Source organism: Curtobacterium sp. MCLR17_034, from assembly GCF_003234485.1.
In the GTDB taxonomy this organism is placed as follows: domain Bacteria; phylum Actinomycetota; class Actinomycetes; order Actinomycetales; family Microbacteriaceae; genus Curtobacterium; species Curtobacterium flaccumfaciens.
Map to the genome: position 1 here is coordinate 479,839 of NZ_QKTH01000001.1, position 21,755 is coordinate 501,593.

22 protein-coding genes are annotated in these 21,755 nt (G+C 72.0%); 12 read left to right on the top strand and 10 right to left on the bottom strand.

Annotated elements, in window-relative coordinates; all coding sequences use genetic code 11:
- Nucleotides 1-214: 214 nt before the first annotated feature.
- Genes DEI98_RS02330 through hemL form a run of 3 tightly spaced genes read left to right on the top strand, consistent with a single transcriptional unit; the run spans nucleotide 215 to nucleotide 3,176 of the window.
- Nucleotides 215-796 carry a uroporphyrinogen-III synthase gene (locus tag DEI98_RS02330; protein ID WP_258370713.1) on the top strand — a complete coding sequence of 194 codons (582 nt, stop codon included), beginning with the start codon at nucleotides 215-217 and terminating at the stop codon, nucleotides 794-796.
- The gene (hemB, locus tag DEI98_RS02335; protein ID WP_258370714.1) at nucleotides 793-1,848 is read left to right on the top strand and encodes a porphobilinogen synthase; all 1,056 of its coding nucleotides are present in this window, start codon (nucleotides 793-795) and stop codon (nucleotides 1,846-1,848) included. The genes DEI98_RS02330 and hemB overlap by 4 nt, the downstream gene beginning before the upstream one ends.
- Entirely contained in the window at nucleotides 1,845-3,176 is a 1,332-nt protein-coding gene (gene hemL / locus DEI98_RS02340; protein WP_111099766.1) for a glutamate-1-semialdehyde 2,1-aminomutase, read from the top strand. Before hemB ends, hemL begins: the two co-directional genes overlap by 4 nt.
- A gap of 48 nt (nucleotides 3,177-3,224) precedes the next feature.
- Here the strand turns inward: hemL and DEI98_RS02345 are convergent, their stop codons facing one another.
- From DEI98_RS02345 to DEI98_RS02370, 6 genes are all read right to left on the bottom strand, one after another.
- Nucleotides 3,225-3,878, bottom strand: coding sequence for a hypothetical protein (locus tag DEI98_RS02345; protein WP_111099767.1), 654 nt, complete (start codon nucleotides 3,876-3,878; stop codon nucleotides 3,225-3,227).
- A 99-nt stretch (nucleotides 3,879-3,977) separates the two neighbouring features.
- A complete protein-coding gene (locus tag DEI98_RS02350; RefSeq protein ID WP_111099768.1) occupies nucleotides 3,978-4,775 on the bottom strand; it encodes an ABC transporter ATP-binding protein in 798 nt (265 codons plus the stop codon).
- Nucleotides 4,772-6,094, bottom strand: a complete 1,323-nt coding sequence (locus tag DEI98_RS02355; RefSeq protein ID WP_110863594.1) for a hypothetical protein — start codon at nucleotides 6,092-6,094, stop codon at nucleotides 4,772-4,774. The genes DEI98_RS02350 and DEI98_RS02355 overlap by 4 nt, the downstream gene beginning before the upstream one ends.
- Before the next feature lie 3 nt (nucleotides 6,095-6,097).
- A complete protein-coding gene (locus DEI98_RS02360; protein WP_111099769.1) occupies nucleotides 6,098-6,766 on the bottom strand; it encodes a GntR family transcriptional regulator in 669 nt (222 codons plus the stop codon).
- A 92-nt stretch (nucleotides 6,767-6,858) separates the two neighbouring features.
- Nucleotides 6,859-7,836, bottom strand: a complete 978-nt coding sequence (locus DEI98_RS02365; protein ID WP_111099770.1) for an MDR family oxidoreductase — start codon at nucleotides 7,834-7,836, stop codon at nucleotides 6,859-6,861.
- 298 nt (nucleotides 7,837-8,134) lie between these two features.
- A complete protein-coding gene (locus tag DEI98_RS02370) occupies nucleotides 8,135-9,163 on the bottom strand; it encodes a 6-phosphofructokinase (protein ID WP_071404484.1) in 1,029 nt (342 codons plus the stop codon).
- Between the two features lie 73 nt (nucleotides 9,164-9,236).
- Between DEI98_RS02370 and DEI98_RS02375 the strand changes: the two genes are divergently transcribed.
- Nucleotides 9,237-10,202 (top strand): DNA-3-methyladenine glycosylase, encoded by a 966-nt coding sequence (locus tag DEI98_RS02375; protein ID WP_111099771.1) that lies wholly within the window; start codon nucleotides 9,237-9,239, stop codon nucleotides 10,200-10,202.
- 105 nt (nucleotides 10,203-10,307) lie between these two features.
- On the opposite strand, the gene DEI98_RS02380 is transcribed toward DEI98_RS02375, so the two are convergent.
- Nucleotides 10,308-11,165, bottom strand: coding sequence for an NAD-dependent epimerase/dehydratase family protein (locus tag DEI98_RS02380; RefSeq protein ID WP_111055235.1), 858 nt, complete (start codon nucleotides 11,163-11,165; stop codon nucleotides 10,308-10,310).
- 72 nt (nucleotides 11,166-11,237) lie between these two features.
- Here DEI98_RS02380 and DEI98_RS02385 point away from each other — a divergent pair, with 72 nt between their 5' ends.
- From DEI98_RS02385 to DEI98_RS02415, 7 genes are all read left to right on the top strand, one after another.
- Nucleotides 11,238-11,570 (top strand): hypothetical protein, encoded by a 333-nt coding sequence (locus DEI98_RS02385; RefSeq protein ID WP_111028745.1) that lies wholly within the window; start codon nucleotides 11,238-11,240, stop codon nucleotides 11,568-11,570.
- 52 nt (nucleotides 11,571-11,622) lie between these two features.
- Nucleotides 11,623-12,987: a hypothetical protein gene (locus DEI98_RS02390; protein ID WP_111055233.1), complete on the top strand. Its 1,365-nt coding sequence runs from the start codon at nucleotides 11,623-11,625 to the stop codon at nucleotides 12,985-12,987.
- A 66-nt stretch (nucleotides 12,988-13,053) separates the two neighbouring features.
- Nucleotides 13,054-13,581, top strand: a complete 528-nt coding sequence (locus tag DEI98_RS02395) for an AAA family ATPase (RefSeq protein WP_111099772.1) — start codon at nucleotides 13,054-13,056, stop codon at nucleotides 13,579-13,581.
- Between the two features lie 119 nt (nucleotides 13,582-13,700).
- The gene (locus DEI98_RS02400; protein ID WP_111099773.1) at nucleotides 13,701-14,777 is read left to right on the top strand and encodes a TerC family protein; all 1,077 of its coding nucleotides are present in this window, start codon (nucleotides 13,701-13,703) and stop codon (nucleotides 14,775-14,777) included.
- A gap of 42 nt (nucleotides 14,778-14,819) precedes the next feature.
- A complete protein-coding gene (locus DEI98_RS02405) occupies nucleotides 14,820-15,509 on the top strand; it encodes a YceI family protein (protein WP_111028741.1) in 690 nt (229 codons plus the stop codon).
- On the top strand, nucleotides 15,506-16,021 hold the full coding sequence (locus DEI98_RS02410) for a sigma-70 family RNA polymerase sigma factor (protein ID WP_071404491.1): 516 nt from the start codon (nucleotides 15,506-15,508) through the stop codon (nucleotides 16,019-16,021). The genes DEI98_RS02405 and DEI98_RS02410 overlap by 4 nt, the downstream gene beginning before the upstream one ends.
- Nucleotides 16,018-16,725, top strand: a complete 708-nt coding sequence (locus DEI98_RS02415) for a zf-HC2 domain-containing protein (protein ID WP_111045605.1) — start codon at nucleotides 16,018-16,020, stop codon at nucleotides 16,723-16,725. The genes DEI98_RS02410 and DEI98_RS02415 overlap by 4 nt, the downstream gene beginning before the upstream one ends.
- Here the strand turns inward: DEI98_RS02415 and DEI98_RS02420 are convergent.
- The gene (locus DEI98_RS02420; protein ID WP_071404493.1) at nucleotides 16,722-17,201 is read right to left on the bottom strand and encodes a MarR family winged helix-turn-helix transcriptional regulator; all 480 of its coding nucleotides are present in this window, start codon (nucleotides 17,199-17,201) and stop codon (nucleotides 16,722-16,724) included. The genes DEI98_RS02415 and DEI98_RS02420 overlap by 4 nt on opposite strands.
- 128 nt (nucleotides 17,202-17,329) lie before the next feature.
- On the opposite strand from DEI98_RS02420, the gene DEI98_RS02425 reads away from it, so the two are divergent.
- On the top strand, nucleotides 17,330-20,899 hold the full coding sequence (locus DEI98_RS02425) for a bifunctional proline dehydrogenase/L-glutamate gamma-semialdehyde dehydrogenase (protein ID WP_111099774.1): 3,570 nt from the start codon (nucleotides 17,330-17,332) through the stop codon (nucleotides 20,897-20,899).
- A gap of 101 nt (nucleotides 20,900-21,000) precedes the next feature.
- On the opposite strand, the gene DEI98_RS02430 is transcribed toward DEI98_RS02425, so the two are convergent.
- Both DEI98_RS02430 and DEI98_RS02435 read right to left on the bottom strand, forming a co-directional pair.
- Nucleotides 21,001-21,198, bottom strand: coding sequence for a hypothetical protein (locus DEI98_RS02430; RefSeq protein WP_071404495.1), 198 nt, complete (start codon nucleotides 21,196-21,198; stop codon nucleotides 21,001-21,003).
- A gap of 10 nt (nucleotides 21,199-21,208) precedes the next feature.
- Complete coding sequence (locus tag DEI98_RS02435) at nucleotides 21,209-21,751, bottom strand: dihydrofolate reductase family protein (RefSeq protein ID WP_111099805.1); 543 nt, start codon at nucleotides 21,749-21,751, stop codon at nucleotides 21,209-21,211.
- Nucleotides 21,752-21,755: the final 4 nt, after the last annotated feature.

Genomic DNA, 21,755 nt, shown 5'->3' on the forward strand with positions numbered 1-21,755 from the left:
ACCCCCGGTCGTCCTCGTCCCGCGTGGCGGTGCGTGGGGGGACCGGGTCGCCGAAGCGGCGCGGGCCCGAGGGCTCGCCCCCGTCGTCGTCCCCCTCATCACGGACGCTCCGCCGTCCGACCCCGTCGCCCTCGATGCTGCGGTCCGCCGCCTGGTCGCCTCCGGTGCGGCCGGGAGGAACGGATCGCCGAATTCCATCGGGGACCGAACCCCTGTGGCTGGTTACGCATGGGTGGTGGTGACCAGTGCGATGGCCGTGACGGTCCTGTCGGAACGCGTGGCGGGCCTCCCGGCCGGGGTGCGCGTCGCCGCGGTCGGCGAGCCGACCGCCCGTGCCGCGCGCGCTGCGGGCTGGGTCGTCGACCTGGTGCCGGACGAGACGTCCGCAGTCGGCCTGGTGCAGGAGTTGCCGGACACCGACGGCACCGTGCTGTTCCCCCGCTCCGAGATCGCCGCACCGACGCTCGTCGACGGCCTCCGTGCCCGCGGCATCGACGTGGACGACGTGGTCGCGTACCGTACCGTGGGGACCGGCGACGAGCCGATCACCCTCGAGACGACGCCCGCTGCGGTGCTCGTGACGAGCGGCAGCGTCGCCCGCGAGATCGCCCGCCGGATGACCCCGCTCGACCCCCGCACCATCGTGGCCTGCATCGGCCCCGGGACCGCGACCGACGCCCGTGCGGCCGGACTGCCCGTGCACGCGGTCGGAGGCACCAGGTCCGCAGAAGCCCTGCTCGACGCCGTCGTCGAGGCACTGAACCCAACCACCCCCCACCAGGAAGGTCACTCGTGACTGGACGCTTCCCCCAGGTCCGCCCCCGTCGGCTCCGCGCCACCCCCGCGATGCGACGACTCGTGGCCGAGACCCGGCTCCACCCCGCCGAGCTCGTGCTGCCGATGTTCATCCGCGAAGGCGCGACCGACGCCGTGGCGATCTCGAGCATGCCGGGGGTGCAGCAGCACTCCCTCGACTCGTTCCGCCGCGCGCTGGTCGACGCCGCGTCGGTCGGTGTGGGTGGCGTGAACCTGTTCGGCGTGCCGACCACGAAGGACGCCACCGGCTCCGGCGCGACCGACCCGGACGGCATCCTCAACGTGGCCATCCGGGTGGCCAAGGAAGAGGTGGGGGATGCCCTCGTGGTGCAGTCCGACCTGTGCCTCGACGAGTTCACCGACCACGGACACTGCGGTGTGCTGGCAGCCGACGGCTCCGTCGACAACGACGCCACCCTGCTGCGCTACCGCGACATGGCGGTCGCGCAGGCCGAGGCCGGTGCCGAGCTCGTCTGCATGAGCGGCATGATGGACGGCCAGATCGCCGCCGCACGCGACGCCCTCGACGGCGCCGGGCACAGCGGGACCGCGCTGCTCGCCTACGCCGCCAAGTACGCCTCGGCGTTCTACGGGCCCTTCCGTGAGGCCGTGTCGTCGTCGCTCGTCGGCGACCGCCGGACGTACCAGATCGACGCCGCGAACGGTCGGCAGGGGCTCCGCGAGGTCGAGCTCGACGTCGACGAGGGCGCCGACATCGTGATGGTGAAGCCCGCGATGAGCTACCTCGACGTGCTCGCCGAGACCGCGGCGACCTCGCCGGTCCCGGTCTGGGCGTACCAGATCTCCGGCGAGTACGCGATGATCACCGCAGCAGCGCAGAACGGGTGGATCGACCGCGACGCCGCCGCGATGGAGTCGCTCGTCGGCATCAAGCGCGCCGGTGCCGACGCGATCCTGACCTACTTCGCCGTCGACATCGCGCGGAAGCTCAACGAGGAAGCGGGCCTCCGCACCTCGGGCAGCACCGCGGACGTCACCGGCATCGCCTCGACCGGGAAGGCCCCCGAATGACCACGAACGACCAGCTGTTCGGCCGTGCCAAGAACGCGATCCCGGGTGGTGTGAACTCCCCGGTCCGTGCCTACGGATCGGTCGGCGGCACCCCGCGGTTCCTGGTGTCCGCGAAGGGCGCCTACGTCACCGACGCCGAGGGTCGCGAGTACGTCGACCTCGTCGCGTCGTGGGGCCCCGCGATCCTCGGGCACGCCCACCCCGGCACGGTCGAGGCCGTGCAGCAGGCCGCCGCGCGCGGACTGTCGTTCGGGGCGTCGACCCCGGGGGAGACCGAGCTTGCCGAACTCGTGAAGCAGCGGGTGTCGGTGGACGGCGACGGCCCCATCGAGAAGCTCCGGATGGTGTCGACCGGCACCGAGGCCACGATGACGGCGATCCGGCTGGCCCGCGGCTACACCGGTCGCGACCTGCTCGTGAAGTTCGCCGGGCACTACCACGGGCACTCGGACTCCCTGCTGGCCGAGGCCGGCTCGGGCGTCGCGACCCTGGCCATGCCGGGCAGCGCGGGCATCACTGCCGAGACCGCCGCGCAGACCCTCGTGCTGCCGTACAACGACCTCGACGCCGTCCGCCGGGCGTTCGACGAGCACTCCGAGCGCATCGCCGCCGTCATCGTCGAGTCCGCCGCCGCGAACATGGGCGTCCTTGCACCGGAGCGCGGCTTCAACCGTGCCCTGGCGCAGATCACCCGGTCGCACGGGGCGCTGCTCATCGTCGACGAGGTCCTGACCGGGTTCCGCGTCGGTGCTGCCGGCTGGTGGGGCCTCGAGGCGTCCAAGGTCGTGCCGGACGGTGCCGGGTGGAAGCCCGACCTCATCACGTTCGGCAAGGTCATCGGTGGCGGCATGCCCCTCGCCGCACTCGGTGGACGGCGTGAGGTCATGGACTTCCTCGCCCCGCTCGGGCCGGTGTACCAGGCGGGCACCCTGTCGGGGAACCCGTTGGCCGTCGCTGCCGGCATCGCCACGCTGCGGGCCGCGACGCCGTCCGTGTACGAGTCGCTCAACCGCACGGCTGCGGTCATCTCGGCGGCCACGTCGGACGCCCTGTCGGCCGAGGGCGTCGCCCACACCGTACAGCGCGCCGGCAACCTGTTCTCGTTCGCGTTCACCGAGCAGGCACCGCGGAACTACGACGACGTGCGGGCGCAGGACGTGTTCCGCTACGCGCCGTTCTTCCACGCGATGCTCGACGCCGGGGTGACCCTGCCGCCGAGCGTCTTCGAGGCGTGGTTCGTCACGGCCGCGCACGACGACCGCGCGGTCGGACGGATCCTCGACGCCCTGCCCGCGGCCGCGGAGGCTGCTGCCGCCGCGACCGTGTGACGGGCGCGGAGGCTGCTGCCGCCGCGCCCGCGTGACGGGCGTCGGGGCTCAGGAGCAGTCGGCCTTCGTGAAGGTCGTGTCGACCGTCTTCGACGAGCCCTCGAACTTGTACGTGTACCGCATGTCGACGTCCTCGTCGAGGAGCTTCTTCGTCTCGCTGTTCGAGCAGAGGTTCGGCCCGACGGCGTCGCGGATGGCCCCCTCGGTGATCGAGGCCGGATCGACGTTCGACGACACCGTGTAGTCGTAGTGGATCGCGGCGCCCTCGGCCTCGATCCCGGTCCACGTCGTGACGGAGTCGACCTGCTTGGGCAGGTCGCTCTGCTCGCGGATCTGCTCGACGGCCTTCGAGACCTTCTCTTCGGTGGAGTCGCTGAAGGCTGCGTTGAGGCCCTGGCGGACGAGGAACGCCACCACCACGGCCACGACGACGCCGAGCACCGAGATCAGGACGCGCTTGCCGCGGGAGGACGACGACTTGGGCGGGGGTGCGTAGGGAGCGGCTCCGGCCTGGGCGTACGGCTGGCCGGCGGGCTGCTGCGGCTGCGGCTGCGCGTAGGGCTGGCCGACGGGCTGCTGCTGCGCGTACGGCTGGCCTGCGGGCTGCTGCGGGTACTGCTGGCCGTTCGGCTGGCCGGCGTTCGGCTGCCCGTCGTTCGGCTGCGGCTCGGACCCCGGGTAGGGCGGCGGCGTGTTCGTCATGGTTCCCCCTGGTGACGGTCCGCGGCGTGACACCGTGGTGCGGTGCCGGGTCCCTCCCCGACACGGGCCGCGGACACTGAACGGCCATTCAAGCACGCGTCAGGCGGATCGGCGTGCCGCCCAGCGCCCTTCCGACCGCAGGATCGCGAGCGGGAAGTCGAACGCGTGCGACACTGCCGACGACGTGATGACCTCGTCCGAGGTGCCCTGGGCCACGACGGCACCGTCGCGGAGCAGCATCGCGTGCGACGTCGAGGCCGGCAGGTCCTCCAGGTGGTGCGTCACCATGACGCTGCCCAGCTCGGGGTGCCGGTGCCGCAGCGCGTCGACGGTCTCGAGCAGGTGCTCCCGAGCGGCGACGTCCAACCCGGTCGCCGGCTCGTCGAGCAGCAGCAGCTGGGGTTCGGACATCAGGGCCCGGGCGATGAGGGCGCGTCCCCGCTCACCCTGCGACAGCACCGGCCAGCGTGCGTCCCGTCGTGCCGTGAGTCCGACGTCGGCGATGTGCTGCTCGGCCAGGGCGACCTGCTCGCCCGAGGGCTCCCACCGCATCATGAGGTCCGTCGTGCCGGTCAGCCCGGTGAGCACGGTCTCGAGCACCGTGAGCGGTGACAGCATCCGGTGCCGGGGGTCGACGTGGCCGATGTGCTCCCGGAGTTCGCGGACGTCGATGCGCCCGAGCCGGCGGCCGAGGACCTCGACGGTGCCCGCGGTGGGGTGTCCGGTCGCGCCGAGGACGGCCAGCAGTGTGGACTTGCCCGCACCGTTCGGTCCGAGCAAGGCCCAGTGCTCCCCGCGCCGGACGGTCAGGTCGACGTCGTGCAGCAGGTCGCGGCCGGAGCGCGTGACGCGGACCCCGGTGGCGTGGATCAGGACGTCGTCGTGCGCGTCGGTCATGACCCCATCGTGCCCCACCGCGCCGTGACGTCGTCCACGTGCGCCCGTGCGACGTCGACGAACCGGCGGGCTGCGGCCCGTGCGGTGCTGACGTCTGCGCTGCCCGCGGCCGTGTCCAGCGCGAGCCAGAGCGCCTCGGCGTCCCACTGCCGGAACGTGGGGGCCTCGGGCAGCGCGTAGGCGAGCCGGGCCATCACCAGGCGCAGGGCTTCACGGGTCCAGCGGTTGCCGGACTGCTCGGACAGGAACCGGGTGACGGCGAACGCGCTCTCGGTGTACCGGTGGTCGCGCACCTGGCCGTCCTCGCGGGCCCGTGCCACGAGCTGGCGGAGCTCCTCGAGCGCGGGCCCACGGAGCCCGGGCAGGACGTGGACGGCGCCGTGGGTGAAGACCCCGGTGAGCAGCTCCATCGTGTCGCGCCATGTCGTCAACGACGGCTCGACGACGCGGTGGCGTCCCCGGTCGTCCTCGAGGAGACCGAGGTCGTGCAGCCAGCGCAGCGCGCCGAGGACCTGCTCGGGCGGAGCCCCGGTCCGTGCCACCAGGTCGTCGATCGTGTGGGTGGACCCGAGCGCCAGCGCGCCGGATCGGACGTCGCGGAGCAGGGCGCGGTCGACCGGACCTGCGCGGTGTTCGGTGGTGTCGTCCGCCGGGCGGCTCGTCCGCGGGACCCCGACGTTCCGCCGGTGGACCTCGAACAGCTCGTCGATGACCTCTGCCGCCGCGGCCGCGTCGGCCGGATCGCGGGTGTCCACCGCGCGGGCGGTCGTGACGAACCAGGCGTGCACGTCGTGGACCGACCAGAGTTGGGTCGGGACGCGTGCCCACCGCATCCGCTCGAACGCGCGCAGGCCGAGGCTCCGCACCAAGGGGTTCGGGGAGTGCTCGAACCAGAACTGGCAGGCGGCGGCGAACGCCGTCGGGTACTCCGGCAACCGGAGCGCAGCGGTGGTGCGGGCTCGTGCGACTCGGCGGTCGAGTTCGGCACGCAGCTCGGGGGTGAGCGCCGGGATCGTGGCACGGAGGGCCGGACCGATGAGCGTGACCCAGAAGTCCAGCGCGTCGGACAGGTCGGCGTCGGAGAGCTCCTCGTACTGCCACGTGCCGTCCGGCTGGTGGACCAGGATGCCGAGGTCCTCGAGCCGGGCCGCCGCCGCACGGACGTCACCACGCGGGGTGCCCCACTCCCAGCTCAGTGCGTCGAGGTCGACGGACACCGGTCCGCGGGGGCCGGTCCGGACGTGCGCGAGCAGGGACGCGTAGGCGTCGTCGTGCACGGCCGCCCAGGGATCGGCGTCACCCCACTCGCCGGCGACCACGGGTCAGCCGCGGTCGGCGCGGACCGCCTCGATGTGCTGTTCGAAGTTGCGGGTGAGGGCTCGTCCGGCCTCGGCGGCGCCTTCACCGTCGCGCTCGGTGAGCGCTTCGCGCAGGATCGAGAAGAAGGCCTCGGACCCGTACTGCTCGAACGGGGGCGTGGGGTTGAGCGTGAAGCGGACCCGCTCCATGGCACCCACGGCCGCGTTCTGCACCAGGGGGTTGCCGGAGTGCTCGACGGCGAACTCGATGATCTCGGTGAGCGCGCCGCTGAACCCGTAGTCGCGCACCTTGCGCATGCGGTCGGCCTTGTCGAGCAGCACGGTGAGGGCATCGACGTCCTCGTCGCCGTACTCGGGGACGCCCCAGCGCAGGCTGAGCTCGAAGAACCCGGCGGTCGCGCGGGTCGCGATGACCCAGTCCTCGAAGGTCGGGGTGGCGACGCGGGTGTACCGGTTCGCCTCCATCTCGACCAGACCGATGTCGACGAGCTTGGCGATGGCCTCGCGGATCGGGGTGCGACTCACACCCAGCCACTGGACCAGCTCGTCGTCGTTCAGGCGCTCGCCGTGCTGCAGGGTTCCGTCACGCAGGGCCGCGAGCATCTTGTCGTAGACGACGTCGCGCAGGAGCTTCCGGGGAGAGCTCTCCACGGTGGACTTGGGGACCGGCATGTCATCTCCTCGAGGACGAAATCGACACTCGAAATCCTAGCGTGCCAATATGCAAGCGTTTGCTAAATCAACCGCTCGGAAAACGCGCCGGATCAGCCCGCCACGGCGACGACCGTTCGTCCGTGCACCCGTCCCGCGACGACCTCGGCTCCCACCGCGATGGCCTGCTCGGGCGTGACCGTGCGGGTGACGTCGGCCAGGAGCGCCGCGTCGAGATCGGTCGCGAGCCGGTCCCACGCCCGACGTCGGAGTTCGAGCGGGGCGTCGACGGAGTTGATCCCGAGCAGCGACACCGACCGCAGGATGAACGGCAGCACGGTCGTCGGCAGCGCTGAGTCCTGCGCCAGCCCGCACGCCGTCACGGCACCGCCCCACCGGGTCGATGCCAGGACGTTCGCCAGCGTGGCCCCGCCGACGCTGTCCACCGCTCCGGCCCAGGCGGCACGCTGCATCGGCTTGCCCGGCTCGGACAGGGTGCCGCGGTCGATCACGTCGGTCGCGCCTAGTCGGCGGAGCGAGTCCGTGTTGGCCGCGCGTCCGGTCGACGCCGTCACCCGGTACCCGCGGGCCGCGAGGAGCGCGATCGCCACGGTGCCGACCCCGCCGGACGCCCCGGTCACGAGCACGGGGCCGTCGTCCGGTGCGACGAAGCGCTCGAGCGCCAGCACACTGAGCATCGCCGTGAACCCCGCGGTGCCGATGGCCGCCGCGAACGAGTCGTCGATCGCCTCGGGCAGCACGACGAGCGACCCGGACGGCACCACGGCCTGCGTTGCCCAGCCCCCGTGCCGGGTCTCACCCAGGCCAGCACCGTTCAACACCACCCGGTCACCGATCGCGACCTCGTGCACACCCGGCCCGAGCCCCGACACCGTGCCGACGACGTCGATCCCCGGCACCAGTGGGTCGAGCCGGGCGACGCCGGGGTTCCGCGCGAGGGCGAGGCCGTCCTTGTAGTTGACGCTCGAGTACGTGACGTCGACCAGGGCCTCGCCCTCGGCCGGATCCGGCAGGTCGACGTCGGTGACGGTGGGCGGGGCTGCACTGGACACGAGGACGGCGCGGGTCATGTGGCGGACGCTACCCCGGGCCTCCCGGCCTTCGGTCCGTTCTTTCCCAGAACGTGTGCGATGCCTGGTGGGTTCGGGCATACCGGGGCAGAAGAACCGACCAGGTACGCCCGATTCGACGAGGTACGCCCGATCCGACCCGGCGCAGAGTCGGCGGGCGCCTCGGCATGCCCGTTCTTTCCCAGAACGTGTGCGATGCCTGGTGGGTTCGGGCATACCGGGGCAGAACAACCGACCAGGTACGCCCGATTCGACCAGGTACGCCCGAAACAGCCCAGGCCCACCCCCCCCGCCCCACTCAGCCGAACATGATGGCGGCCTCGTCGAACCGCGCCTGCGGCACCGTCTTGAGCTCGCCGAGCGCCTCCTCGAACGAGACGTGCTCGATCTCGGTGCCCCGAAGCGCCACCATCCGGCCCCAGCGCTCCTCGACGACCGAGTCGATCGCCGCCAGCCCGAGCCGGGTCGAGAGCACCCGGTCGTACGCGGTCGGCGTGCCACCGCGCTGGATGTGCCCCAGGGTCGTGGCCCGCGTCTCGATGCCCGTCATCTCCTCGATGAGCGGCGCGAGGCGCTCGCCGATGCCACCGAGCCGCGGCCGCCCGAAGGCGTCGAGCCCGCGCTCCGTGTGCGCCGTGTCCTCGTGGTCGGGGACGAAGCCCTCGGCCACCACCACGAGCGGTGCGCGACCACGGTCGTAGGCGGCCCGCACCCACTTCGCGATCTGTTCCATGCTCGTCTTCTGCTCCGGGATGAGGATCGCGTGCGCGCCCGCGGCCATGCCGGAGTGCAGCGCGATCCAGCCCACGTGTCGACCCATCACCTCGGCGACCATGCAGCGCGAGTGCGACTCGCCCGTGGTGCGCAGGCGGTCCATCGCCTCGGTCGCGATGGCGACGGCGGTGTCGAAGCCGAACGTGTAGTCGGTCGCGCCCAGGTCGTTGTCGACCGTCTTCGGCACGCCCACGATCTGCAGGCCGGCGTCGGTCAGGCGCTTCGCGGCGGCAAGGGTGCCCTCGCCGCCGATCGCGACGATCGCGTCGATCCCGTGCCGCTGCAGGGTCGCGGAGATGTTCTCGAACCCGCCGTTGGGGCCTTCGAACGGGTTCGTGCGGCTGGTGCCGAGGATCGTGCCGCCCTGCTTCGCGATGCCCTGGATGTCCTTGCGGCCGAGCGGGACGATGTCGCCGTCGACCACCCCGCGCCACCCGTCGCGGAAGCCGACGAAGTCGTGTCCGTAGATGGCGATGCCCTTCAGGACGATCGCGCGGATGACCGCGTTCAGGCCGGGGCAGTCGCCTCCGGAGGTGAGGATGCCGATGCGCATGGGAACTCCGTCGTCGGGTGGTGGGGATCAGTGCCCATCATGACTGACGGTGGTTCCGCATTACCATCCCCGTGTGTCCCTGCTCGCTTCCGCCGCCGTCGACGCCGCTGGTGCGTCCGGTGACGCGTCTCGCGTCGACACGGTGTACCGGCCTGGAGGCGCGGTGGACGTCGCGTCGACCCTGCGGCCCCTGCAGCGCGGCTCCGGCGACCCGGCCTTCCAGGTGGTCGGCGGCGTCGTGTGGCTCGCGCTGCGCACGCCCTCCGGCCCCGCTTCCGTGGCGATCCGGCGGGCCGGCGACACCATCGCGGTGTCGGCGTGGGGGAGCGGTGCGTCGTGGGCGGTCGAGCACGCCCCCGATCTGCTCGGACGCGGCGACGACTGGTCGTCGTTCGACGTCTCCGCCAACGAGTTCCTGGCCGCGGCACGACACCGGCAGCCCGGGCTCCGGCTGCTCCGCACGAACACCGTCGTCGCGATGCTCGTCCCGGCGATCATGGAGCAGAAGGTGACCTCGCGGCAGGCGTGGGGCGCGTGGCGGTACCTGCTCCGTCGGCACGGCACCCCGGCACCCGGTCCGGCACCCGCGGGCATGATGGTGCCGCCGGATGCTCGGACGTGGGCACGGATCCCGAGCTGGGAGTGGCACCGGGCAGGCATCGAACCGGGACGCTCCGCCACAGTGATGCGCGCCGTGAAGCTCGCGCCGGCACTCGAACGGACCCTGGCGCACGGCCGCGGCGGCGAGGTCGTCTCCACGAAGCTGCAGTCGATCCCCGGGGTGGGGCGGTGGACCGCCGCCGAGACCGCGCAGCGCTCCCACGGCGACCCGGACTCGCCGAGCGTGGGGGACTTCCACGTGCCGGCGCTCGTCGGGTGGGCGCTCACCGGTGCCCCGGTCGACGACGACGGGATGCTCGAGCTGCTCGAACCCTGGCGCGGGCACCGGGAGCGGGTCGTGCGGTTGATCGGTGGCTCCGGGTTCCGGAAGCCGTCGTTCGGGCCGCGGATCACGATCCAGGACCACCGCGGCCACTGAGCGCGTCTGTCGGGCGGGTGTGTGGGTCCGCAAAACACCGGTGTTCGCGCATTGCACACCGGCACGTGGGTGTTCGGAGTGCGAACACCGGTGTCTCGCGGGGCGTCAGGGGTGGCGTGTGCCCGCGCCCGCCAGCACGGCGCGGTACCCCTCGCGGAACGTCGGGTACTGGGGTGTCCATCCCGTCGACCGGAGGAGCGCGTTCGACAGGCGCTTGTCGCCGCCGGCCTGCCGCGCGTCACCGTCACCCGTCGACGGCTCGGCGACGTCGAGTTCGTCGGCCAGGAACCGCAGCACGTCGTCCAGCCGGCTCGGCTCGTCGTCCGTCCCCAGGTAGAGCGGTGCCGGGTCCGGCAGCGCCGCCAGGTGCACGAGTGCGGCGGCGGCGTCGTCGCGGTGGATGCGGTTGGTGTGCGGTGAGGTCCCCGGTGCCAGCCGTGCGGCACCGGACCGGACCTGTTCGATCAGTCGCTCGCGGCCGGGGCCGTAGACGCCCGACAGCCGGACCAGCACGGCGCCGGGAGCGCGCTCGCGCAGCAGGACCTCCGCCTCGACCAGGACCTCGGCGGTCGGGGTCGCACCGCGCGCCGGAGTCTCCTCGGTGACTTCGCTGCCGTCCGAGACGTCGTACACGGCGGTCGAGGACACGACGAGCACCCGTGGGTCGGCCTCCGAGGCGTCGATGCCGTCGAGCACGTTGCGCAGTCCGTCGACGTAGGTGGCGCGGTACTCGTCGACGTCGCGGCTGCCGGCTGCGAAGGCCACGACGACGACGCTCGTGTCGGCGGGGACATCGGGGACCTCGTGGCGCAGGTCGACGCTCCGGCCGGTGATCGGTGCGGGGACCAGCTCGGCACGGCGGCGGAGTCCGATCACGCGGTGGCCCTGGTCGGCGAAGCGCAGGCCGGCTTCGGTCCCGAGGTCGCCGCATCCGGCGATGACGACTGTCGTGGAGTTGTGCACGGCTCGACCCTGGCACGGCCGGTTGGTGGAAGGCGGGGAAGCATGCACATCACGGATCACTAGGGTCGGCGCATGGGGCGGCAGCGGCGACGGGTGGTGCGTGACGTGGCGATCGCCCTGCCCCCGGTCGTCGAGATCGTGCTCGTCGTCGCCGGCTCGATCGTCTCCGTCGGGGCCGAGGGGGAGAGCGCGGAGTCGTGGGCGCCGTTGTCGTGGCCGCTGTACGCCGTCCTCGTGACGTTCCCGTTCGCGGTCGGCGCGCTCGTCGCGGCGGTGCGGCTCCGCGGACTCGAGGCCAGGACGCCGGCGATCTGCTTCGCTGCCCTGTCGGTGGCCGTGGGTGCCATCCCCTTCGTCGGGATGCTGAGCGTCTTCGTACAGTTCTGGAGCGTCTCGTCTAGATGAGAACGGTTATCGTCTAGACGACCGTCATCCGACACTGCACCCCAGGAGCCCCATGTCCGCTCGACCTCCACGTCTCCTCCCCGCCCTCGTCCTCGCGGGGCTCGTCCCCCTCGTCGCCACCGCGATCGCCGTCCCCGCGTCGGCTGCACCCGCCGTGACGCGGACCGCCCACCACAGCTGGCTCGTCACGGCTGACCCGACGGCGAAGCGCGTGTACGTCAACGACGCCGTGACCGGTCGGCGGACCGCCACCCTGAGCGGGATCGAGTTCGGCACCCACGCGGGCTCCGTGCAGCTCGGCCACGGGCAGATCGCGTTCATGGACGAGTCGAAGCCGCAGCTCGACGTCCTCGCCATCGGCCCCCGCGGCACGGCGCACATCGCCCAGCACTACGCGATCCCCAACGCCGACAAGCGCTGGGAGCGTGCCGGCTGGCTGTCGACCGACACCGCACGCCGGCACCTGGCGGTCGGCTCCGACTTCGACGGCTCCGAGCGACAGCGGGTCACGGTCATCGACCTGCGGCGGAAGACGGAGCGCACCGCCCGGATCGACACCTCGGCGGTGCAGCTCGCCACGACGGGCAAGCGCGGCACCGAAGAGGTCGAGACGTTCCTGGTCGGCAGCCCCCTGCGCCTGGTCGTCACCGCGGGCGGACGCCTCGACGCCTACTCCGTCTCCGCGATCATGCGCGGTGCGACGCACCCGCGCCCCGTCGCGACCACGCCCCTCGGCGCGTATCCCCACGGCCCGATCGTGAACGCCACCGGGACCGTGATCGGTTCCGACCTGGCCGCCGGCGTGCAGACCGTCCGGGTGACACGGACCGGCTTCACGGGCTCCCGGTCCGTCGCGTACCCGAAGCCGAGCGTGCAGAGCTACCGCCCCCGCATGGCGCCGGACGGGACGACCGTGGTCGGCACCCAGGCCGGCAGCACGGCTGCCGGTACCCCGTGGAACGCCGTCCCCGCGTACCTGACCACCTCGTCGACGGCGTCCAGCGGGATCAGCAGCGTCGAGCTCGGCACCGGGTCCTTCACCCGGGTCGCCGTCACCGCCCGGTTCGCCGCCGTCGCGCTGACGTCGGGCACCGGGGACTCGCTCGTCCTGGTGCGGAAGCAGGCCGACGGTGTCTACTCCGGCCCGACGACCTCGGTCGCGCTCACGCCGCTCCGCAAGGGGCCCGTCGCCGGACAGCCGGCCACCGGGGCGTCGGTGCGGTTCACCGCGGCGACCGAGGACGGCCGCAGCGTGTTCGTGACACGGGGCGACGAGGGGAAGATCACCCAGATCGACACCGCCGGTGCGAAGCCCTCCGTGCTCCGCACCATCACGCTGCCCACGGCGCTCGCCGGGGGTGGGTACCTGACGACGGTCGACTCGACGGTGGCCCCGTACGACCTCAGCGGTCGCTGACCGTTCGGTCGATCGACAACCAGCCGCCGACCGCCCCTCGGGGTGGTCGGCGGCTAGGGTCCTGGTGTGATCGTCTGGTTGAACGGAACCCACGGGGCGGGCAAGACCACGACGAGCCGACTGCTCCAGCCGCTGCTGCCCGGCTCGCGGATCCTCGATGCCGAGAAGGTCGGCGAGGTGCTGATGGACGTCACTCCCGGGCTGCCGGAGAGCGACAACTTCCAGCACTGGGACCCGTGGCGGCCGCTCGTGGTCGAGACGGCTCGCCGGGTGCACGACTACGTGGACGGGCCGCTCATCATGCCGATGACGGTCCTGGTCGAGACGTACTGGCGTGAGATCGCCGCGGGGCTCGCGGACCACGGCATCCCGGTCCGGCACTTCGTGCTGCACGTCGACGAGTCGACGCTCCGCGACCGGATCCAGAACGACCCGATCGTGGGCCCGTCCACGTTCCGGTTCGCGTACGTCGACGCCTACGCCGAAGCGGCACGCGGCTGGCTGCACGCCGAGGCCGAGGTCATCGACGCGACCGAGGTCCCGGCCACCGAGGTCGCACGGGCCGTCGCGGACGCGGTGACGGCAGAGCGCTGACAGCACGGCTCTGTCCGCCGCACGCAGCCCCCGGGTTCGCCACCGCCCGGATCATGCCGGAGACTGGTGCGGGTCGCTCACGAAGCTGCCCGCCCCACCACCAGCAAGGAAGGCTCCGCATGCCCGAGCTCCCCGTCGTGTTCGAAGTCGGCTCGATGATCGCCCTGGTCGCGATCCTGCTCGCCGACCTGCTCATCGTCGCGCGTCGCCCGCACGTGCCGACGCTGCGCGAATCCGGCATCTGGGTGGGCATCTACGTCGGGCTCGCACTGGTCTTCGCGGTGCTCATGCTGGTCTTCGCCGGTGGCGACTCCGCCGGGCAGTTCCTCGCGGGCTGGCTGACCGAGTACAGCCTGAGCATCGACAACCTGTTCGTGTTCGTCATCATCATGGCGCGCTTCTCGGTGCCGAAGAAGATCCAGCAGGAGGTGCTGCTGCTGGGCATCATCATCGCGCTCGTGCTCCGCGGCATCTTCATCCTGGTCGGCGCGCAGCTCATCGAGAACTTCTCGTGGATCTTCTACATCTTCGGCGCCTGGCTGATCTGGACGGCGATCCAGCAGCTCCGCGGCGAGGACGAGGACGACCAGAACGACACCTTCATCGTCCGGCTGCTCCGCCGCCGGGTCCGTCTCACCGACACGTACGACGGCATGAAGTTCCGCACCCACCACGACGGTGTCCGGCACTTCACGCCGCTGCTCATCGTGCTCATCGCGATCGGCACCACGGACCTGTTGTTCGCGCTCGACTCGATCCCGGCGATCTTCGGCATCACCGAGAGCCCCTTCATCGTGTTCACCGCGAACGTCTTCGCGCTGATGGGTCTGCGCCAGCTCTACTTCCTGTTGGGCGGCCTGCTCGAGCGTCTGGTCTACCTGAAGTACGGCATCGCCGTGATCCTGGCCTTCATCGGCGTGAAGCTCGTGCTGCACGCGCTGCACGACAACGAGCTGCCGTTCCTGAACGGCGGCCACCACATCGAGTGGGCGCCGGAGATCAACACGTGGGTGTCCCTGCTGGTGATCGTCGCCGCGATGGCCGTGTCGACGCTGGCGAGCCTCGTGCGGATGCGCGGGGAGACCCCCGCGACCGACGACGGCGCCGTGACGGACACCGCGGACGACACAGCGGCGGACGACGACCGATCCGACCAGGACCGCGCCGACCAGGACCGCGCCCGCACCTCCGACTGAAACCCGTTTGAACGATCCGCCCGGCTGCCTCGTCGTCTGGGTATGGCACTCCGCAAACGAACCAAGGTCATCATCGGGATCTCCGCCGGCGTCGTCGTCGTGGCGGCAGCAGCCGTCATCGCCGGCCCGGTCATCTACGCGAACACCGTCAACGGCCAGGCCGCCGCAGCACCCTCGCTGTCGGCGTCCTCGTCCGGAACCCTCGACGCGAAGGACGCCGACGGCACCTGGACCAGCAAGAGCAGCTCGTACGCCGGGTACCGGGTGCACGAGGTCCTGCAGGGGAATGATGTGAACGTGGTCGGTCGCACCAAGGACGTCAAGGGCACCGCCGTCGTCGACGGCGGCTCCCTCACCAAGGCGTCCGTCACCGTGCAGGTCGGCAAGATCAGCACCCCGGAAGCCGCCCGCGACGAGTACTTCCGTTCCACCGCGCTGCAGACCGACAAGTACCCGACGGCGACGTTCGAGCTCACGAAGCCGGTCGACGTCACGAAGGCGCTCGACGGCTCCACGCAGGACGTCACCCTGGCCGGCACGATGGACCTGCACGGCGTCGAGAAGCCGGTCACGGCCGACGCCCAGGTCGCGGTCGGCAAGGGCGGGACCGTCCAGGTCGCCGGCACCGTGCCGATCACCTTCGCCGACTACGGCGTGAAGGCCCCCTCGCTCGGCTTCGTCACCGTGGACGGGAAGGGCTCCGTCGAGTTCTCCCTCGACCTCGGGAAGTGACCGTGACGAGTCGTTCCGCGGACGAGCTGCTCGCGACGCTGTACCGCGAGCACGGTGACGCGCTCACGCGGTACGTCCGGCACCTCACGCGGGACGGCTCGACGGTCGAGGACGTCGTGCAGGAGACGATGGTCCGCGCCTGGCAGCGCCCGGCCGTGCTCGAACGGGCACCCGACAGCGCACGGGCGTGGCTCTTCACGGTGGCGCGCAACCTGGTGGTCGACGACGCACGGTCGGCTCGCAACCGCCGTGAGCACGGCACCGAGCACCAGGTCGAACGGATCGAGTCGGACAGCACGGACGCCGTGCTGGACCGGATCGTGGTCGCCGACGCACTCGCGTCGCTGAGCCCGGACCACCGTCGCGTGGTGGTGGACGCGTACTGGCTCGGGCACACGGTGCCGGAGATCGCACGACGACACGACATCCCGGAGGGCACCGCCAAGTCGCGGTTGCACTACGGGCTGCGAGCCCTGCGGCTCGCACTGCAGGAACGAGGAGTGACCCGATGAGCGACGACAAGTACGCGGAGTGGGATGCGGCGTACGTCCTCGGGTCGCTCCCGGCGAGCGAGCGCCTGGAGTACGAACGGCACCTCGAGAACTGCGACCGCTGTGCGGCCGCCGTCGCGGAGCTGGTCGGTCTGCCGGGGCTGCTCGGCAAGCTGCCGGCCGACCAGGCGATCGAGATCGCAGAACCGGACGGGAGGCCCGACACCCGTTCCGAGAGCGACCTCGCCTCCGTCGCGCACCGCGTCCGACACCGTCGCCGCCGTCGCCGGGTCTGGGTCGCCGCAACCGCGGGGCTCGCGGTGGTCGCCGCCGTCCTGGGCGGGCTCGCGGTCGGCGCCGCGGGGGAGCGCACCACGGTGCAGGCCGGTGCCGCTCCGACGGCGGCCGCCACCGCCGACCGCTACGACATGACCGGCGTGCAGGGACTCGACGTCCAGCTCGCCATCAGCGGCGAGCAGTGGGGCACCCGCTTCGACTGGGGGTGCTCGTACGGCGGCAAGGAGTGGTCGCCGGACGGGTCGATCCTCTACGACCTCGTCGTCGTCCGGACCGACGGCACGACGCAGACCGTGGGCTCGTGGACGGCTGCCGGCGCGGATGCCCGAGGGCTGTCGGCGTCGACGGACATCCCGCGGGACGAGATCAAGAGCGTGCAGGTCCGGCTGCGCGGTGAGCGCGGCGCGCTCGCCGTCGTCACGCTCTAGCCGACGTCGGCCTCGTCCGAGGCGTCGTCGGGGCCGATGGCGTCCTGGACGCGCGCACTGACGGACCGCAGCGTCTCGGCGTCGGTCCCCACGGGCCTCCAGAACAGGTCCTCGAGCGCACCGGTGTGCGCGCGGATGCCGGCGAGCACCGCGCGACGACCGTCCGCGGTCATCACCACCCAGCTGCCACGGGCATCGCTCGGGCAGTCCGCCCGTTCGACCAGGCCGCGGGAGACCATCCGCGTGACCTGGTGGCTGACGCGTGACTTCTCCCAGCCGATCCCCGCGGCGATGTCCCGGACGCGCAGACGGTGGTCGGGGTCGCGGTGCAGGCCGATCAGGATCTCGAACTCGGGGACGGAGATGCCGGCGCCCGCCTGGACGGCCCGGTCGAGCGCCCGGTCGAGTCGTCGCCAGGCGTCGTGGTACGCGTCCCAGGTGGCCCAGTCGTGGCCACCGTTGCCCTCCGTCGACATGCCGACCAGCGTATCCACCGGGCGGACGATCGGACCGCGCCGCGAGCCCTTTCATCCGCTCGGATGACTCCTGGCCGACGCACGGCGTGCTCCGAGGTCGCGTCGGACGTGCGGCATACGATCGGGGGATGCCGAGCGCTCGCCTCCAGGACACCACCGATGACGCCGTCGCGCTCGTGCGCCGGTGGCTGGCGGCGTCCGCCGGGGTGAAGCCCGACCCGGGTGCGGTCCGTCTGGCCGAGGTCCTGCGCGACGAGCAGGGCCTCGACTTCACGCGGGGGTTCGTGGACAAGGTCATCCGCCCCGAAGACCCTCGGGTCGCCGCTCGCAACCTCGAGCAGCTGAGCCGTGACGTCCCCGACTTCCTCGCCTGGTACCTGCGCGGGGCGGTGACGCTCGGCGGTGGGTTCGCCACCATGGCGCCGTGGGCCGTGATCCCGACCGCACGCCGGATCCTGCGCCGGATGACCGGGCACCTCGTCATCGACGCGACCACGAGCAAGCTCGGACCGGCCCTCGCCAAGGTCCGCGGTCCGGGCACGCGACTGAACGTGAACCTGCTCGGCGAAGCCGTCCTCGGCAGCGCCGAGAGCGACCGACGCCTGCAGGGCACCATGGACCTGCTCGCCCGCGACGACGTCGACCACGTGTCGATCAAGGTGAGCGCCGTCGTGCCGCAGACCTCGCCGTGGGCCTTCGACCAGACCGTCGAGCGCGTCGTCGACCGGCTCGTCCCGCTCTACCGCCTGGCCGCGGCACCGACGGCCGCCGGACGCCCGGCCAAGTTCATCAACCTCGACATCGAGGAGTACCGCGACCTCGACGTCACCCTCGCCGTGTTCCGGGCGCTGCTCGATCGTGACGAGTTCGCCGACCTGTCGGCCGGCATCGTGCTGCAGGCCTACCTGCCCGACGCCGCGGGAGCGCTCGACGCGCTGACCGCGTGGGCGCAGGAACGCCGGGCGCGCGGCGGTGCCCCGATCACGGTGCGGCTCGTCAAGGGCGCGAACCTCGCCATGGAGCACGTCGACGCGATCCTGCACGGGTGGCCCCTCGCCACCTGGGGCAGCAAGCGCGAGACCGACACCGCCTACCTCCGGATGCTCGACGCCGCACTGACGCCCGAGCGCACCGACGCCGTGCGCATCGGGGTCGCCGGGCACAACCTGTTCGACCTCGCCACCGCGTGGGTGCTCGCCCAGCGCCGTGGGGTCACCGACGCCGTCGACGTCGAGATGCTGCTCGGCATGGCGTCCACCCACGCACAGGCCGTCCGGGCCGACGTCGGGCAGATCCTGCTCTACACGCCCGTCGTGCAGCCGGACGAGTTCGACTCGGCCATCGCGTACCTGGCCCGTCGCCTGCAGGAGAGCGCGAGCCCCGAGAACTTCATCGCCGCCGCAGCCGACATCGACCACGACGCCAGCGTCTTCGAGCGGGAGCACAGCCGGTTCCTGGCGTCCGTCGCCGCACTCGACGAGCCCGTCCCCGCCACCCACCGCACGCAGGACCGCCACCGCGCGCTCGGCGAACCCGTCCTGCGCGACGCGTTCCGCAACGCCCCCGACACCGACCCGTCCATCGCCGCGAACCGGGCCTGGGCGCTCGACGTCCTGCGCCGGGTGCCGCGCTCGCAGCTCGGCGCGCAGACGATCCGCGGTGCGAAGGTCGCCGACCGCTCCAAGCTCGAGCGGATCGTGGCGCGCACCGCCCAGGCCGGCGTGAACTGGGGGCGGCAGGACCCGTCCGACCGTGCCGAGCTCCTCGACCTCATCGGGCACGAACTCGAGACCCGCCGCGCCGACCTGATCGAGGTGATGGCCGCCGAGACGGGCACGACCTTCGCCGAGGCCGACGCCGAGGTGACCGAGGCCGTCGACGCCGCCCACTACTACGCCGAGAGCGCCCGCCGCCTCGGTGACGTCGAGGGCGCGCAGTACGTGCCGCCGCGGCTGACCGTCGTCGTGCCGCCGTGGAGCTCCCCCGTCTCCATCCCCGCCGGTGGGGTGCTGGCGGCGCTCGCCGCGGGCAGCGGTGTCGTGCTCAAGCCAGCGCCCGAGGCCAAGCGGTCCGGTGCCGTGCTCGCCGACGTGCTCTGGGACGCCGGGGTGCCGCACTCGCTGCTGCAGCTCGTCGACCTGGCCGAGGACGAACTCGGCCGCGACCTCATCGGCCACCCCACGGTCGACCGCATCATCCTGACCGGCTCGTCCGACACCGCCCGTTCGTTCCGCTGGTGGCGTGCCGGACTGCCGCTCACCGCCGGGACGAGCGGCAAGAACGCCATCGTCGTCACGCCGAGCGCCGACCTCGACCTGGCGGTGCAGGACATCGTGCAGTCCGCCTTCGGGCACGCCGGACAGCAGTGCTCGGCGGCGTCCCTCGTGATCCTGGTCGGGTCGGTGGGTGAGAGCGAGCGCTTCCAGCGGCAGCTCGTCGACGCCACCCGCACACTCCGGGTCGCGTGGCCGGACGACCCCACGGCGCAGGTCGGCCCGCTCATCGCCGAACCGCAGGGCACGCTCCGCCAGGGGCTGACCGAACTCGGGCCGGGGGAGTCCTGGCTCGTGCAGCCCGAGGCGGTCGACGACTCCGGCCGGCTCTGGTCGCCGGGGATCCGCGACGGCGTCCGACCCGGCAGCGACTTCCACCAGACCGAGTACCCCGGCCCGGTGCTAGGCATCGTGCGCGCCGAGACCCTCGAGCAGGCCATCGCCATCCAGAACGGCACCGACTTCGGGCTGACGGCGGGCATCCACTCACTCGACGTCGACGAGGTGTCCGAGTGGCTGGCTCGCGTTCGCGCCGGCAACCTCTCCGTCAACCGCGGCATCACCGGTGCCGTCGTGGGACGCCAGCCGTTCGGCGGCTGGAAGGGCTCCTCGGTCGGCACCGGCACCAAGGCCGGCGGGCCCATGTACGTCGCGACGCTCGGCCGCTGGCTGCCCACGCCCCGCACCGTGCACAAGAGCATCCAGCTGCACGGCCTGCCCCCGCGCGTCACCGCGGTGATCGAGGCCGCACGCAGCGGGCTGTCCTTCGAGGAGTTCGACCGCGTCCGCGCCGGAGCCCTGAGCGACGTGCACGCACGAGAGACCCTCTTCCGGTCGCGGGACCTGTCCGGGCTCGTGGTGCAGCGGAACGTGCTGCGCCACCGACCCCAGTCGGTCATCGTGCGCCAGGCCGAGGACGCCTCGACCGTGGACCTCGTCCGGACGCTCGTCGCCGCGACCTCGGCACGTGCGCACGTCCTGCTCAGCACGGCTCGGCCGCTGCCCGGACCGCTCACGCAGCTGCTCGCGGGGAACCGGTCGCCGCTCGACGTCGTCGACCACCTGGTGGAGTCCGATCAGGAGTTCCACGCCCGCGCGTCGTCGGGGGCCGTGTTCCAGGCGGACTGGTCCACCGACCAGGACGATCAGCCCGTCGACGCGCTCGAGGCCGTGTTGTCGCAGGGGCAGGACCGCCCGGCCCACACGGCGTTCGGTGGTCCCGGTGCCCGTATCCGGTTGCTCGGCGGTGACCCGCTCGCCCTCGAGGAAGCCCTGGGTGCGAGCATCGACGTCGCGATCCACGACGCCCCCGTGGTCGAGGCCGGCGTGATCGAGATGCTGCCCTACCTGCGCGAGCAGTCGGTGTCGATCACCGCGCACCGGTTCGGCGACGTCGACAGCGACTTCTCCGAGTTGCGCGTCTAGGCGCTTCGCGCGTTCTGCTTCGTACGTTCCGCTTGGTGAGCAGAAGAGGTCGGGTCCCGTGTGGGAACCCGACCTCTTCTGCTCACGAAGTGACCCGAGGATCAGTCCTCGGCGTCACCCGCTTCTTCGTCCTCGACGCCGGTCTCGTCCATGCGGTCGCGCAGGTGGTCGGCCATCGCGCCCGCGCCCTCACCGGCGTGGTCGTGGTCGACCTGCTCGATCAGGCCCTGCAGCTTCTCGTGGTTCGTGGCATCGGTGGCACCGTCCATGACGGGCTCGGTCTGCTCGTTGTCGCTCATGCTCCGGACGCTACGCCGCGGTTGCTGCGGAACGGTAGTGGAGCTCGACCGCCCCGCCGTCGAACTGCGTCGTGCCGACGAGCTCGAACACCGGGGTCGGTGCGGCGACCGGCAGCAGGGGCACTCCGGCGCCGAGCGCGACCGGCATCACGGTGACCCGCAGCTCGTCGAGGATACCCGCCTGCTGGTACTGCGCCGCGAGCAGTCCGCCGCCGACGACCCAGACGTCGAGGCCGTCGGCCACGCGCTCGAGGTCGGCCTGGTGGTCGCCGACCTCGCCCGAGACGAAGCGCACGTCGGCACCGTCGGGCACCGGCAGGTCTCGCGTGGTGAACACCCACGTCGCCAGGTCCGGGTGCGCCCACGTGTCGTCGTGCTCGAGCAGCCACTCGTACGTCGTCGACCCCATCGCGATCGCGCCGACGCCCGCGTAGAACCGGTCGTGGTGCTCCTGGAACGGCTCGAACCCGAACTGCAGCAGCCAGTCGAGGTCGTCGTCGGGCGCTGCGACGAAGCCGTCCAGCGAGGACGCCACGGAGTAGATCGTGCTCATGCCG

Excerpts from the sequence above, each read along its gene's own strand:
- hemL (WP_111099766.1), top strand. The coding sequence starts at position 1,845 with ATGACCACGAACGACCAGCTGTTCGGCCGTGCCAAGAACGCGATCCCG.
- DEI98_RS02345 (WP_111099767.1), bottom strand. The coding sequence starts at position 3,878 with ATGACGAACACGCCGCCGCCCTACCCGGGGTCCGAGCCGCAGCCGAAC.
- DEI98_RS02350 (WP_111099768.1), bottom strand. The coding sequence starts at position 4,775 with ATGACCGACGCGCACGACGACGTCCTGATCCACGCCACCGGGGTCCGC.
- DEI98_RS02360 (WP_111099769.1), bottom strand. The coding sequence starts at position 6,766 with ATGCCGGTCCCCAAGTCCACCGTGGAGAGCTCTCCCCGGAAGCTCCTG.
- DEI98_RS02365 (WP_111099770.1), bottom strand. The coding sequence starts at position 7,836 with ATGACCCGCGCCGTCCTCGTGTCCAGTGCAGCCCCGCCCACCGTCACC.
- DEI98_RS02370 (WP_071404484.1), bottom strand. The coding sequence starts at position 9,163 with ATGCGCATCGGCATCCTCACCTCCGGAGGCGACTGCCCCGGCCTGAAC.
- DEI98_RS02385 (WP_111028745.1), top strand. The coding sequence starts at position 11,238 with ATGGGGCGGCAGCGGCGACGGGTGGTGCGTGACGTGGCGATCGCCCTG.
- DEI98_RS02390 (WP_111055233.1), top strand. The coding sequence starts at position 11,623 with ATGTCCGCTCGACCTCCACGTCTCCTCCCCGCCCTCGTCCTCGCGGGG.
- DEI98_RS02400 (WP_111099773.1), top strand. The coding sequence starts at position 13,701 with ATGCCCGAGCTCCCCGTCGTGTTCGAAGTCGGCTCGATGATCGCCCTG.
- DEI98_RS02405 (WP_111028741.1), top strand. The coding sequence starts at position 14,820 with ATGGCACTCCGCAAACGAACCAAGGTCATCATCGGGATCTCCGCCGGC.
- DEI98_RS02415 (WP_111045605.1), top strand. The coding sequence starts at position 16,018 with ATGAGCGACGACAAGTACGCGGAGTGGGATGCGGCGTACGTCCTCGGG.
- DEI98_RS02420 (WP_071404493.1), bottom strand. The coding sequence starts at position 17,201 with ATGTCGACGGAGGGCAACGGTGGCCACGACTGGGCCACCTGGGACGCG.
- DEI98_RS02425 (WP_111099774.1), top strand. The coding sequence starts at position 17,330 with ATGCCGAGCGCTCGCCTCCAGGACACCACCGATGACGCCGTCGCGCTC.
- DEI98_RS02430 (WP_071404495.1), bottom strand. The coding sequence starts at position 21,198 with ATGAGCGACAACGAGCAGACCGAGCCCGTCATGGACGGTGCCACCGAT.
- DEI98_RS02435 (WP_111099805.1), bottom strand. The coding sequence starts at position 21,751 with ATGAGCACGATCTACTCCGTGGCGTCCTCGCTGGACGGCTTCGTCGCA.